The following is a 15,394-nucleotide window of genomic DNA, read 5'->3' on the forward strand; positions in this document are numbered from 1 at the left end:
CAGTGCGGTATAAAGTTAAAAAAACGTTGCACCGCCTGTCCCCCTTTGGTATAAAAAGTTTGCGCTAGCAAGAACAATCAAGAAGCTCGTCGTATCGAGCCTGTTAGATATATACTCACCCGGTTGTAGGTTTCTACAACCGGGTTTTTTATTGGCTACTTTTTTGTAGACAAAACAACTGGTTTGTCCATCCAGTCTCGGGGCAAAAATCCAACAAAAAGGTTGATTATTGTACGAGTCATCCCCTACATTAGAGATATGACAGGCTGAATATCGAGATAAGAAATGCTAAGACAATTAGAAAAGGCTGAGAAAAAATGGGGCGGTGCCAATACGCTTATCGATCAATGGCTGAATAATCGTCGTAAGCTGCTCGTCAATTACTGTCAAATCGCCGGGTTACCGCCCTACGGCTCGCCGGGAAAGTCATTGCCTTCGTTCGATCATGTAAAATCCTTCTGTGAACAACTGCTCGATTATGTCTCCGAAGGACATTTCGAAGTCTATGATAAGGTCGTCAGCGCCTGTGAGAAAAATGGCAACTCGGGCCGCAGCCTGGCCAAGGAACTCCTGCCCAAGATCAGCCAAACCACGGATGCCGCCCTCGACTTCAGCGACAAATACACAGAGGCACGCGACGAACAAGTCTTGTATCAGCTGGATCAAGATTTGTCGCGCCTGGCCGATGCCATGGAGACCCGCTTCGAGCTGGAAGATGAGCTGCTGGAAGTGTTGCATAGCAAACATGCGGAGAAGCGCTCCCAACGAGTGGGCAGCTGAATACCATTCTTGTGGCAACTGTTAGCATGATCTGAAGCGAGCATAGACACAAGAATAGAGACAAGAATAGAGACACAAAAAAGCCAGCTGAGAAGCTGGCTTTTTGTTTGTGTCTATCTTAGAGCACTGCGACTTAGACAGCTGACTGGAAGATGACTTCCTCGGCTTTCTTGGTGTAGGACTCTATCTGGTCGAAGTTCAGGTAACGGTAAGTGTCGGCTGCAGTGGCATCCAACTCTTTGGCGTATTCCTGATACTCTTCAGGTGATGGCAGACGTCCCAACAGGGCTGCCACGGCCGCCAACTCGGCAGAAGCCAAATAGACGTTGGCACCTGTGCCCAGACGGTTAGGGAAGTTACGGGTCGAAGTAGAAACCACGGTCGCACCTTCGGCTACCCTTGCCTGGTTACCCATGCACAGTGAACAACCTGGGATCTCGATGCGGGCACCGACACGACCGAAGATCGCATAGTAACCTTCTTCGGTCAGTTGATCTCTGTCCATCTTGGTCGGTGGCGCTATCCACAGACGGGTCGGCAGTGTCTTGGCAAATTTGTCCAGCATCTTACCCGTCGCGCGGAAGTGACCTATGTTGGTCATACAAGAACCGACGAACACTTCGTCAATCTTGGTCTGGGCAACGGAAGACAGGAGTACCGCATCGTCCGGATCGTTGGGGGCACACAGTATGGGCTCCTTGATCTCGTTCAGGTCGATTTCGATCACGGCTGCGTATTCGGCATCCTTATCGGCACTCATCAGCTCAGGGTTGGCCAGCCACTCTTCCATGCCCTTGATACGACGTTCTATGGTGCGACGATCACCGTAACCTTCGGCGATCATCCACTTGAGCATGATGATGTTCGAGTTCAGGTATTCGATGATAGGTTCTTTGTCCAGCTTGATGGTACAGCCGGCGGCGGAGCGTTCGGCAGAAGCATCCGACAGTTCGAACGCCTGCTCGACCTTCAGAGATTCCAGGCCTTCGATTTCCAGTACGCGGCCGGAGAAGATGTTGACCTTGCCCTTCTTCTCAACGGTCAGCAGACCCTGCTCGATCGCCTTCAATGGGATGGCATGCACCAGATCACGCAGTGTGATACCGGGTTGCATCTCACCCTTGAAGCGCACCAATACAGACTCAGGCATGTCCAGCGGCATGACGCCTGTGGCGGCGGCGAAGGCCACCAGGCCTGAACCGGCTGGGAAAGAGATACCTATAGGGAAACGGGTGTGAGAGTCACCACCTGTACCTACAGTATCGGGCAGCAGCATGCGGTTCAGCCAGGAATGGATGACGCCGTCGCCCGGACGCAGAGACACACCGCCACGGTTCATGATGAAGTCCGGCAGGGTGTGGTGGGTATTCACATCGATAGGCTTGGGATAAGCGGCGGTGTGACAGAAAGACTGCATGGTCAAGTCTGCGCTGAAACCTAAACAGGCCAGGTCTTTCAGCTCGTCACGTGTCATGGGACCCGTAGTGTCCTGTGAACCCACGGAGGTCATCTTGGGTTCGCAATATTGACCGGGACGGACACCGGCGACGCCACAGGCCTTGCCGACCATCTTCTGTGCCAGGGTATAACCCTTGCCGGTATCGGCGACATCTTGTGAACGCACGAATACCTCAGACACGCCCAGCCCCAGGACTTCACGGGCCTTGTCGGTCAGACCGCGGCCAATGATCAGCGGAATACGACCACCGGCACGGACTTCATCCAGCAAGACTTCCGTCTTCAGGCTGAACTCAGAGATGACTTCGTCGCTGTCATGACGTGTGACTTTGCCTGCGTATGGGTAGATGTCGATCACATCGCCCATTTCCATCTTGCCAACGTCCAGCTCGATTGGCAATGCACCCGCATCTTCCATGGTGTTGAAGAAGATGGGCGCTATCTTGCCGCCCAGGCAGAAACCGCCGGCGCGCTTGTTGGGCACGAAGGGGATGTCATCGCCCATGAACCACAACACCGAGTTGGTGGCCGACTTGCGCGATGAACCCGTACCTACCACGTCACCCACGTAAACCAGTGGGAAACCTTGGGTTTTCAAGGCTTCGATCTTCTTGATTGGGCCGACAGAGCCGGCAACATCGGGTTCGATACCGTCGCGGGCATTTTTCAGCATCGCCAGTGCATGCAATGGAATGTCGGGACGTGACCAGGCATCGGGGGCCGGTGACAGATCGTCTGTGTTGGTTTCGCCCGATACCTTGAATACTGTCAAGGAAACCTTATCGGCCAGCTTGGGACGGCTCAGGTACCAATCTGCGTTGGCCCAGGACTCAACCACTTGCTTGGCAGATGCGTTGCCTGCTTGCATCTTCTCGACCACATCGTGGAAAGAATCAAACATCAGCAGGGTATGCGACAGGGCCTTGACTGCCAATGGGGCCAGCGCAGGGTTATCCAGCTGAGCGATCAAGGGCTCTATGTTGTAGCCGCCCTGCATTGTGCCCAGCAACTCTGTGGCACGCTCGGCAGACAAAATGGGTGACGTCACAGTGCCTTTGGCAACCGCGTCCAGGAAGGCCGCTTTCACATAGGCGGCTTCATCGACACCCGGGGGAATTCGATTTTCAAGCAGGTCGAGGACGAATGCCTCTTCACCTGCCGGTGGAGTTTGTACCAACTTAACCAGTTCAGCCACTTGATGTGCATCCAATGGCTTAGGGACTACGCCCTCTGCAGCACGCTCTGCGACGTGTTTACGATATGCTTCTAGCACGGCAACATTCCTCTTTGTTTGGCGCTCTAACAACGAAACTGCACGTCTTCTCAATTGAAGCTGACAGTCCGACAGGCTCGACCCGTAATTCCGCCCTGCAGTATACACCAGCTTTGCAAAAGTATGAATCGGGTCACACTCGGGCCGGGTGCGAAATAAAGCTCAAATCCGGCGGGGTGCGTCAGGATAGGCTATCGCTGAAACGGTTGAAATTAGACGATAGTTTGAATCAGACTTAAAAACACAATAATACAGTCACTTAAATAGCAAGCCTGGATTTAAAACCAAACAGCTATCACAGACTTGTGACACTGTGATGTGCTTGAAAAAAAGTCCATCGGCTCAGTTATTACTTTAAAGATAGGGCCCCCAAGCCTAGAATCGGCAATCGAGCCTGACCCGGATCCATGCCTGTGTCCGTTTTTTTATCCGGGTCCAACCCGCAGGAGTCCCAATGACAGCCCCACAAATTCAAGCCGTTATCTTCGACATGGACGGCATACTGATAGATTCCGAGCCCGTTTGGCAGATAGCCGAGCATAGGGTGCTGCAGAGCCTGGGTCTGCCCATCAACTTCGACGACGCGCTGCAGACCACAGGGCTGAGGATAGATCAAGTGGTCGGCTACTGGTACCAGAGGTTTCCGTGGGAGAACTATGACAATGCCGCCGTCGCCAAGGCGATCGTCGATAGCGTCGTCAGCCATATCGAACGCCATGGAGCCCCCATGACGGGCGTCATGGAAGCCCTGGAACACTGCCGTGCCAGCGGTCTCAGGATAGGCCTGGCGACCTCCTCCTCCCATGCGCTGGTGGATGCCGTGCTGGGCAAACTGCAGATAGGCGACTATTTCGACGCCGTTGAATCCGCCCAAGACTTGGCCTACGGTAAGCCTCACCCAGAGGTGTATCTCAACTGTGCCCATGCCCTGGGGATAACGCCGACCTCTTGCCTGGCGATCGAAGACTCCTTTAACGGCCTGATCGCCGCCCGCGCCGCCAACATGCAGACCCTGGTCATTCCCGCGGCCTCGCAGCGCCACCAAGCCCAATGGGTCATAGCCCACAGCCAGGCCGACAATTTGCTGGCCCTGCCAGGCCTGCTGGCCAAGTAACAAGTAACAAGTAATCAGCCGGGCTTAGCCAAGCCGCCAATAAAAAAGCCAGACACGAGTCTGGCTTGTTTATTTCCCTATGCCCAATACCCGGGCCTAGGTGCGGCTTACCAGATCTTCACCCTGTCTTCCGGCGCCAAAAACATCTTATCACCCGCCTTCATCCCGAACGCCTCATAGAAGGCCTCTATGTTGCGTGGCGTCGCCATGGCACGGTAGTGGCTCGGCGAGTGCGGATCCGTCAGCAGACGCCGTCCCAATTCCTCCTCACGATAATTACGGCGCCACACCTGTGACCAACCGACAAAGAGTCGCTGATCGCCGCTTAAGCCGTCGATGACAGGCGCAGCCTTGCCATTGAGGCTCAGATGATAGGAACGGGCGGCGACCGTCAGGCCACCCAAGTCACCGATATTCTCACCCAAGGTCAAAGCCCCGTTGACGAATTTGCCCGGCAGGGCTTCGAAGGCCGAGTATTGTGCCGCCAGCTGGGCACCGCGCTTCTGGAACTCTTCCCTGTCCTTATCCGACCACCAGTCGCGCAGGTTGCCATCGCCATCGTACTTGGCACCCTGATCGTCGAAGCCATGACTGATCTCGTGGCCTATCACTGCGCCTATGCCGCCATAGTTGACCGCATCGTCGGCATCCATGTTGAAGAACGGCGGTTGCAATATCGCAGCCGGGAAGACGATTTCATTCTTCACCGGACTATAATAGGCGTTGACCGTCTGCGGCGTCATGCCCCATTCGCTCTTGTCTATCGGCTGCCCCAGCTTGCCGAGCATATCGGCATATTCGAATCTGGCGTAGCGCATATAGTTGCCCACCAGCTCATTGGGTTTTATCTCCAGGGCCGAATAATCCTTCCACTTGTCCGGATAGCCTATCTTGTAGGTGAACTTGGACAATTTTTCCTGGGCCGCGATCTTGGTCTCCGGGGTCATCCACTCCAACTCATTGATGCTGACTTCGAAGCCCTTGATCAGGTTCTTGATCATGGTCTCCATGCGCGCCTTGGCCTGCGGCTTGAAGTTCTGCTTGACGTATTGCTCGCCCACCAGCTCACCTATGACCTGATCCGCGGCATCCACGGCCTTCTTCCAACGGGGTTTCTGCGCTTCAATTCCCATCAGTGTCTTGCTGTGGAAGGCAAAGTTCAGATCGACGAAATTCTTGCTCAGCAGCTCCGAGTAGCTGTCGACCAGGTGAAAGGCCAGATAGTCCTGCCAGGCCGTGACCGGGAAGCGCTCGAAGCCGGCCCCCAGTTTCTCGAAATAAGATGGCTGGCGCACTATGATGTCGCTGGCCTTGCCATCCAGACCGGCACTGGCGGCAAACTTGTCGAAATCAAACTTGCCGCTCAGGCGTTGCAGCTCGGCACGGCTCAGCTTGTTGTAGCTCTTGTTGGCGTCGCGGGTTTCGACCCGGCTCCACTGACTCTGGGCGATAAAATGCTCTATCTTGGCGACATTGGCCGCGGCGCGACCGGCATCCTGATAACCGGCCTGGGTCATCAGCTCTTCGACATACTTGGCCAAGGCGTCACGAGTGGCGCTGAACTTGGCATCCTCTTGAAGATAATAATCCCTGTCCGGCAAGGTTAACCCCGACTGACTGAGATACACCCCGTACTGACTGGAGTTCTTGGCGTCGTTGTTGACGTAGAACGCCAGGGGAATACTGCTGCCGGCTGTGAGCAGGCTGCCCATGACACCGGCAACATCGGCATAGCTCTTCACCGCCGCTATGCTGTCGAGCTGTGGCTTCAGGGGGCTGATGCCCAATGGTTCCAGCGCGTCTGTGTTCATGTAGCTGGCGTAGAAATCGCCGATTTTCTGCTCGTTGGAACCCATGGCTTTATTGGGCTTTGCCGCCGCTGCGTCGATGATTTTTTTCAGCGCATCCTGGCTCCGCTCATATAACACAGAGAAGGCGCCATAGTTGGATTTATCCGCGGGTATGGGCGTATTGGCCAACCACTTGCCGTTGACGCTGTAATAGAAGTCATCCTGATGCCTGACACTGGCATCGAAATTGTCCTTTTCTATGCCGGAAACCACGCCGGCTTCGACGACAGGCTCGCTGCTGCAAGCCGCCAGTCCCAGGCTTAAGGCGATAGTTATTGCCAGTGAGCTTACACTTTTCATTCTCGTCCCCATTTTGTCTCTGTATGGCGCTGCGATAATCCAGGTCGCTATCGTCAGCGGCGCTATCATTTTTCCGGCCAAACCCTAGCACCCCAGCTTGCCTGGCTACAGCGGGATTTTGTAAAGGAATATGATCTCTGTCTGCGGTTAAAAATTCTTGCCCAGGAATAAATACACGGCATTCTCCCCCTCATCCGAGACACCAAACCCCAAGGCAGCCGGGCCGAGCGCCGTGTCTGTTCCCAGGAACAGGCTGCCGGAATAGATGAGTTCGGACAAATCGACCTTCTCATCCAGCTGCCAGACATTGCCCCCTTCGAGACTGGCCCCCAGATACAGCGGAAACTCTGTCATGCCCAACACGTCCCGACCGAGATCGTATTGATAGATGAAGGCGCCGAAGACCTTATCCGGGCCGGCGAGTGAGTTTTTATGGTAACCGGACAAGTTGAGGAAACCGCCCAATTCGGCGAAGTTGACGGTAAAGTCACTGTCGGTGAGCATTCTGGTATAGGAGGCCTTGCCCACGAACGAGTGGCTGCCAACGCTGACCACACCTTTCCAATCGGCCACCACCTGATAGGAGTCGCCCGGCTCATAGTCGAACTCGCCCTCGCTGTAGCGCTCTTGGCGGTAGTACAAGGTGACATTGACCAAATTGCCCCGGGTGGGGAAGCTGATGCTGTCCAGGCTGTCGTAGCCAAATTTGAGGTAGCCGCCCCAGGACTTGAGTTCGAAATCATCTTCGAGAATAGCGTCGTTGGAGATGGTGCCCACCTCCCCTGTGACGCCCAGTTCGACTATCCCCTCCTCGACATAGTTATAGCCCAGACCCAAGTCGAGCCTATGAGTGCTCTTATCCAGGGTGAACACCCGAGTGTTCGCGTCATACAAGACCCAATTCTTGAGTTCATACTGGTAACGGCTGCGGCTGTAAAACTGCTGATCTCTATCCAGTGGCTGATAGAATTCTGTGCCCAGCATCTTCTCGAAACCCAGTTTCAATTCGTTGCGCCATTCGCCGCCATTATCGGTCAGATCCGTCATCACGAAAGCGGTATCCAGGGACACGGACGAGTCCAGGGTAAAGTCGTCCTCCCAGTTGAAGCCCAGCTGGAAATAATTGGGTCCCCAGGATTTGGCCTTGGTGGTTAAGGTCAAGACCCGGCCGGCGGCGGTATCCTTGAACTCGGCGTCGATACGCTCGAACTTGTTCAGCGAATAGATACGGTTAATTGCCTCGTTCAGCTGCGCCTTGCCGACGACCTCCCCCTCATGCAGGCCGAGCGTTTCCCTGAGCAGGCTCTCGCTCACCTTGGACTGGTTGTCGAAGGCGATTTGCACTAGCGGCCGCGCGACCTCATCGCGCCACACCCGGCTGCGATGGATCTTGTCCTGGGTATATTGGGCATATTCGACCGCGCCTATGGACAGGGCCTGCAACTTGGGCAATTGCGCCTCGGTCGCTTCTCTGCCGAGTGCCAAGGCCTGGGGCATCAGGCTGAAGTCTGTGGTGCTGAGACCATCTATGGAGGGACGAATGAGGATGTCATCCTCGGTCAGCAAGGCTTTCTGGCGCTCAGTGCTGGCGTTGGTCAAGATGGTGGACAGCTGATCCAACACTGCCAGGGTGCCGTTGAGCTTGTCCTTCTCTACCAGAGGCGAACCTATGTCGACGGCGATGATGATGTCCGCCCCCATGGCCTTGACCACGTCCACCGGCATGTTGTTGGCTATGCCGCCATCCACCAGCAATTTATCATCTATCAAGGCCGGCTGCAGTGCCCCAGGCACTGTCGCCGAGGCCTGCATCGCCTGCACCAGGCTGCCGTTGCCCAGCACCACGGCCAGGCTGGTTTCGAGATCCGTCGCTACCGCGCGGTAGGGGATCGCCAATTGATCGAAGTCGCCAAACTGCTCGACCAGATCCGTGGAGTCGCGCAATAACTGCGACATGGTCTGGCCCCGCAGCAGGCCACTCGGGGTCTGCACTGCACCGTCGCGATAACCCAGATTGAGGGGGATATTATACTGATCCCGCTGGACCTTATCCCTATAGCTCAGCTCTTGCCTGGGGATAGTATCCGAGTAACCGCTGGACCAGTCGGCATGCATCATTATGACTTCGACCTCAGCGGCGCTGTATCCCAGGGCATACATGCCGGCCACATAGGCACCTATGCTGGTGCCTGCGATATAGTCCACGGGAATATGATGCTCTTCCAGGACCCTGAGCACCCCAAGATGGGCCGCCCCCTTGGCACCGCCACCACTGAGCACCAGGCCAATCTTTGGCCGCTCTGCCGCAGCCAGGTTGGCCGTTACCAGCGCGAGCAAGAGTAGAACGAGAGATCTGGGCAGCATAGGAAGTATTCTTTGGCTCTAGGTGTAAAATTGACCACATTCTAACAAAGAAAATGCCCCTTAGATAAATTCTTGTTATTTAGTGGTCCTTTAGCCATCACTCCAGTGACAGCGAGGTCCCGGTATCACTCAAACAGGGCAGCAAACCTAAGTAGGCGTCCATCTCATGCAGCGGCATGGGTTTGGCAAAATAATACCCCTGGATCACATAACAGCCCCGACCGAATACTTGCTCCAATTGTTCGACTGTTTCTATGCCTTCGGCCACCACATTGAGTTTAAGGTTACGCGCCAATTCTATGATACTGCTGACTATGGCCTGATCCGCCGCGTTGCTGGCGATGTCGATCAGGAAAGATCTGTCGATCTTCAGGCTGTTCACCTCGAAGTGACGCAGATAGGCCAGAGATGAATAGCCGGTCCCGAAGTCGTCTATGGCCACATCTATCCCCAGCACCTTCAATTGTTTCAGGTGAGACTTGGCCACATGCAATTCCTTCATCAACACCCCTTCGGTAATTTCCAATGCCAGCACCCGGGGCGGGATCTGAGTCTCATGCAGGACCTGTTTGACGCCATCGATAAAATCCGGTTGGCGGAAGTGTATCGCCGAAATATTGACCGACAACTTGAAGGGCTCGGAATACAACTTGCTCCAACGGGCCCCGTGCAAGCAGGCCTGACGCAACACCCAGCTGTCGATATCGACTATGAGGCCACAGGCCTCGGCGACCTTGATGAAGACATCGGGCCTAATATAGCCATCCTTGGGATGTTTCCATCTGAGCAGGGCTTCCATGCCCACCAGCTTGTCGTCGTTGACTACATCTATCTGTGGCTGGTAATAGAGCTCGAATTCTTCCCGCTCCAGCGCCTTGCGCAGATCCGCTTCCAGGCGCAGATGATACAGGGCTTCGGCGTTGCGTTCGGATGAATAATATTGAAAGTTGCCTCTGCCTTCATCCTTGGCATGATACATGGCCAGGTCGGCATTCTTGATCAACGCCTCCGGCTGCACCGCATCGTCCGGCCAGATGCTGATACCTATGCTGGTCGAGAGATAAAACTCACGCCCGAATAACTTGAATGGCGCCACTATCTGTTCCAGCAAGCGCTCGGCCAGATGATTGAGCCTATCCAGATCCCCGGCGTCACGCACCAGGAGCACAAATTCATCCCCACCGAAGCGGCAAAGAACGTGCTTATCCGACATGCAGGACTGCAGGCGATTGGCCGCTTCCACCAGCAGGGCATCGCCCATGCTATGGCCATAGGAATCGTTAACATGCTTGAACCTGTCCAGGTCCAGAAACAGCAACGCCAGCTTCTCATCGGTGCGCCGTGCCTTATCTATCGCCTGGGCGAGCCGGGTCGAAAATAAGCTGCGATTGGGCAAACCGGTCAGTACATCATAATTGGCCAAACGGCGCAGATCCGCTTCACTGCGTTTGCGCTCTGTGATATCTGAGAACACCACCACATAATGATGCTGCTTGCTGTGAGCCCCCTGCATGGTCGATACGTTCAGCCACACGGGGCAGCCGCGCTGGGCACCACAGAGCAGCTCGCGCTCACCCGTCCAGGAATTGGACTCTTGCAGCAAGGTGGCCACATCATCCTGCGCCTCCTTGGTGGCCGACATCAACTCGGAGAAATGCTTACCTTCCAAGGTTGCCGTGGCACAGTTGATGATGCGCCGCGCCGCGCTGTTGCTGACCTTGATCTTTTCATCGGCATCGAGGATCAACACCCCCTCTGAGGTATTCTCAAATGCCTGGGCCAACAGCTTGACATCATCTTCCAACTGACGCTGCTGGGTGATGTCGCTGTAGATACCCGCAACCCGCTCGACTTCCCCCGTGTCTTTATAGCGTGCAACGGGCCGGCCGCTCACCCTGAGCCAACGAGACTCGCCATCACTGCGCAGGATGCGGTACTCGACTTCAAATCTGTCCGACTCGCCGCTGAACATGGCTCGCCACTGGGTCAGCACCCGCTCCTTGTCCTCCGGGTAGATGGGAATGTCATCCAGGCCCATACTCACCTGCTGCAAGTAACCCAAGACCCCCGAGCTGTTGTCCATGAAGAAGATGCCGTCCCGCCACTCCCACAGATCCGAATCGCTGCCCTTGAGGGACTGTCGCAAACGATCGTCACTCTCGAGCAAGGCCAAATTCATGGTCTTGAATGCCGACACCTGCCGCTGGCGTATGACGAAAGAAGCCAGGATGACTAGGGTCGCAATCAACAACCAGATCCCCTTGAACCAACGCGACTGCCACCAATTTTCGGCGACAGCAAAAGAAAAGGAGTAAGGCTTGCTCAGCCAGATACCATTCTTCTTGCTCAGCAGCTCCAGGGTATAGTTGCCCGCAGCCAAACCCGAGACGTTGATCTGTGCCTGGCCCTGCAGCAAGAGGTAATTCCCGCCAAGGGGCTCTCCCGGGCGCCGCAAACGGTATTTCAGCTGCATGGGATTGGCGTCGAGATAGTCATGACTGGTGATCTGGAAGCTGATCATGCTCGCCCCTGGGCGCACCCTGGAAAGCTTCTCCGGCAACAGCGCCACCTCGGTTTGCTCATCGTAGTAAACGGATACAGATTCCAGGAACACACTGTCATCGACGATACGATTGCTTAAGCCAGCGACATCCACCAGCATCAAACCATCGGGCGTTCCCAGGTACAAGTCGCCGGCGGCCGAGTAAAACACCGCGTCTTCATTCAATTCATCGGAAATGAAACCATCATCTTCGCCAAACATCGCCAGCTTGCCATCGCTCTTGCGCTGGCGAACTATGCCATTGGCGCAACCCACAACACGAAAATCTTCCGTCTGCTGCAGGAAATACACCGAGGGGCACTCCACCTGCCATTGCCGGTTCAGCTGGGTCAGCTCCCCGCTCTGTTGCTTGAACTCATACAGGCCGGTCTGAGCCGTGCCGAACCACAGGACGCCGGGGGAAACCTCGTCAATCTGATAGACCACAGGCACATGGGTTTCCGCGCCAAACACATCGAATCGGGAGTGAAACTTCCCGGCGTCGAGATAACCGAACAGCTTCTCTCCGCCGAGCCAGAGTTTGCCATCGCTGGCGCGAAACAGGGTTCGCATCATGGGATGTGACTCTGAGCCGGCATCCTGCGGCAAGGGATAATACCCGGGCGCCGTTAGGCCTGGCTCCCAGAAAAATAAACCGCCAGAGGTGGCGAACCAGATTCGCCCCGGGATCTCTGGATCTTTGAGGGTGTTGAATACCATCTTATGCTGCAATGACTCTGTGCCCTGCGCCCATTGGCCGAAACTCTGTGTTCGTAAGCTCTGTTTATCGACCACGAACAGGCCATTGGTCGTCGACAAGAGCAGGCTGGCGGCATCCAAGCTGTCGATCTTGTAAATGCTGTCGTTAAGCTCCAGTCCCTCGGGGAACAGCAGCCTGGATGTCCCCGTCGCTCTATCGGCCCGCACCAGGCCGGCATCCGTCCCCATCCAGACTATGTCACCTTCGGTAAACACCGACCAGATCATCTCGTTGGCAATCCTGTAACCGCCTTCACTGGTGAAGGTATCCAGCAGAAAATCAGGCTTATCTGCCACCAGGGCCAGACCATCACCCGAACCGCCAACCCACACCAGTCCGGATTTATCCACCAGAATATCGTAAATATATTCGATATCTGCCTGTTGTTTCAGTTGTTGCTGATACTGCTCCAGCCTGTGAGTGTCGGGCGACCACTTCAACAAGCCGCTGCGGCTGGCAATCCAGAAGTTTCCTTTGGGATCTTCCGCCATCTTGGTCACGTAATAAGGGATTTCGGCAACGGGACTCATGCTGAGACTCGGCACATCGATACTGTACAAGCCCTCACTGCTGCTCATCCAGATACGGCCGCGGGAATCCTTGAATAACCCCTTGATCTGCCCGGAGGCTTCACTCCAAGGCAATGAGCCTAAAACCAGCCCGCCGGCATCCCGCAACTCCACTTGCCTGGCCGTGGCCAGCAGCAGTCGGCCGTCGTCAAGCAGCAACAGCTGATGCCAGGGAAAGTCTTGATTCTGTGGTAACTGCAACCGGCTTTCGAGCACATTATCCCTATGGGAATAGGACAGCACGGCCCCCGAGCTCGTCAGCAACAACAGGCTGCCATCGGCCTGTTTGGCATAGTCTTCTATACCGCCGGCATGGTAATGGGGAAAGCGTGTGCCATCGCCAAAACGCTCGAATTCATTGGCCGCTATATCATAGAGGTAAATTTCTGATAGTGTGCTGACAAGTAAATGATCTTTATCAAGATTAATGACAAAATAAACGTATTCATCAACGATACGGGGATCGAGCGCTATCTTGTCAATTCGCCGCACCTTGGAGTTACTGACACGATATAAGCCCTGCTCGGTCGCCAGCCAGATAAAACCATGCTCATCGACGCTGATATCCTGGATACTCGCATTGGCCAAGCCCTCTTTGGCACTGAACACCCGCTGCACCAGATCTTTGGCCTTTACCGACTCAATGTTTACGGCAAAAAATAAAATACAGGCCAGAATTGCGTTAATTATTTTTATTATCATATTGTTAACAACTCACCCCGATGACGGCCAATGATGACACTGAAAGCCTTAAATACTTTCTTACATAAAAAACATGGTCAGTATACAGTTAACCAAAGAAAAAGGCGCTCCTGAGAGCGCCTTTGGCAAAAGTTACGGGCAGATTACTTCTTCTTCGCCTTGGGATTTGGCAAGTCGGTAATGGATCCTTCGTACATTTCCGCGGCCAGGCCGACCGACTCATGCAGCGTTGGATGAGCATGGATAGTCAGCGCGATATCTTCGGCATCACAACCCATCTCGATCGCCAGGCCGATTTCGCCAAGCAGCTCGCCACCGTTAACCCCGACTATGGCGCCACCTATGACTCTGTGAGTCTCTTTGTCGAAGATCAGCTTAGTCATGCCTTCGGCACAATCGGAAGCTATGGCACGGCCGCTGGCGGCCCATGGGAAAGTCGCAGTCTCGAAGGCGATGCCTTGCTCTTTGGCTTCTTTCTCGGTCAGACCGACCCAAGCCACTTCAGGAGCCGTGTAGGCGATCGATGGGATCACCTTAGGATCGAAGTAATGCTTCATGCCGGCGATGACTTCGGCAGCCACATGGCCTTCATGCACGCCTTTGTGTGCCAACATAGGCTGACCCACGATATCACCGATGGCATAGATGTGTGGTACGTTGGTACGCAGCTGCTTATCTACGTTGATGAAACCACGCTCGTCGACATTGACGCCGGCCTTGTCGGCATCCAGTGACTTGCCATTGGGCACACGGCCGATGGCAACCAATACCGCATCGTAACGCACGGCTTCGGTCGGCGCGCTCTTGCCTTCCATAGAGACATAGATGCCGTCTTCTTTGGCTTCAACCGCGGTCACCTTGGTTTCCAGCATCAGATTGAATTTCTTCTTGATCTGCTTGGTGAAGACGCGAACCACATCTTTATCGGCCGCAGGGATCACCTGATCCAGCATCTCGACTACGTCGATTTGGCTGCCCAGAGACGAGTAAACAGTGCCCATTTCCAGACCTATGATGCCGCCGCCCATGACCAGCAGCTTGCCGGGGACTTCTTTCAATTCCAGCGCATCGGTCGAATCCCAGATGCGTGGATCTTCATGGGGAATGAAGGGCAGCTTGATCGGACGCGAACCGGCGGCGATGATCGCCTGCTCGAACTGAACCTGAGTCACGGTGCCGTCTTCGGCAGTCACTTCCAGGCTGTTGGGGCCGGTGAACTTACCGAAGCCGTTAACGACTTTGACTTTACGCATCTTGGACATGCCGCCCAGACCGTTGGTCAGCTGACCTATGACTTTTTCCTTGAAGCCGCGCAGCTTATCCAGATCTATCTTAGGCTCGCCGAATACCACACCGTGATCTGCCACTTCTTTGGCTTCTTCGATCACTTTGGCAACGTGCAGTAAGGCCTTGGATGGGATACAACCCACGTTCAGACATACGCCACCCAAGGTGCTGAAACGTTCAACAATAATAGTTTCCAGACCTAAATCTGCTGCGCGGAAAGCCGCAGAATAACCTGCAGGACCTGCACCCAATACCACTACCTGAGTTTTGATTTCGTTACTCATGTTTTCCTCTAATTCTCGTTCTTTCCGTTGGAAGGGCTACCCAACCAACCGAATCATGCGCCAGCTCGTAAGGTGGGCGCATTTTAACCTTTGTTTGATACCAATCACAAC

The 15,394-nt window shown here is 54.8% G+C and carries 7 protein-coding genes; 2 read left to right on the top strand and 5 right to left on the bottom strand.

Translation table 11 applies throughout. The annotated features are described in order from the left end of the window. The first annotated feature begins 285 nt into the window (after positions 1–285). Positions 286–780, top strand: a complete 495-nt coding sequence (gene rsd / locus HC757_RS17455; protein ID WP_169565672.1) for a sigma D regulator — start codon at positions 286–288, stop codon at positions 778–780. Between the two features lie 133 nt (positions 781–913). Here rsd and acnB read toward each other — a convergent pair whose 3' ends face one another. Continuing rightward, positions 914–3,511: a bifunctional aconitate hydratase 2/2-methylisocitrate dehydratase gene (gene acnB, locus HC757_RS17460; protein ID WP_169565673.1), complete on the bottom strand. Its 2,598-nt coding sequence runs from the start codon at positions 3,509–3,511 to the stop codon at positions 914–916. 454 nt (positions 3,512–3,965) lie between these two features. On the opposite strand from acnB, the gene hxpB reads away from it, so the two are divergent. Further along, positions 3,966–4,625 (top strand): hexitol phosphatase HxpB, encoded by a 660-nt coding sequence (gene hxpB / locus HC757_RS17465; RefSeq protein ID WP_169565674.1) that lies wholly within the window; start codon positions 3,966–3,968, stop codon positions 4,623–4,625. 107 nt (positions 4,626–4,732) lie between these two features. On the opposite strand, the gene HC757_RS17470 is transcribed toward hxpB, so the two are convergent. The 4 genes from HC757_RS17470 to lpdA form a co-directional block, all read right to left on the bottom strand. Continuing rightward, entirely contained in the window at positions 4,733–6,775 is a 2,043-nt protein-coding gene (locus HC757_RS17470) for a M13 family metallopeptidase (protein WP_169565675.1), read from the bottom strand. Positions 6,776–6,922: 147 nt separating this feature from the next. Next, positions 6,923–9,139 carry a patatin-like phospholipase family protein gene (locus HC757_RS17475; RefSeq protein WP_169565676.1) on the bottom strand — a complete coding sequence of 739 codons (2,217 nt, stop codon included), beginning with the start codon at positions 9,137–9,139 and terminating at the stop codon, positions 6,923–6,925. 97 nt (positions 9,140–9,236) lie between these two features. Next, positions 9,237–13,712 (bottom strand): EAL domain-containing protein, encoded by a 4,476-nt coding sequence (locus tag HC757_RS17480; protein ID WP_169565677.1) that lies wholly within the window; start codon positions 13,710–13,712, stop codon positions 9,237–9,239. Positions 13,713–13,855: 143 nt separating this feature from the next. Beyond that, on the bottom strand, positions 13,856–15,283 hold the full coding sequence (gene lpdA / locus HC757_RS17485; RefSeq protein ID WP_169565678.1) for a dihydrolipoyl dehydrogenase: 1,428 nt from the start codon (positions 15,281–15,283) through the stop codon (positions 13,856–13,858). Positions 15,284–15,394 lie beyond the last annotated feature (111 nt).

Origin of the sequence: Shewanella salipaludis (genome assembly GCF_012911865.1) — a bacterium.
GTDB lineage: Bacteria > Pseudomonadota > Gammaproteobacteria > Enterobacterales > Shewanellaceae > Shewanella > Shewanella salipaludis.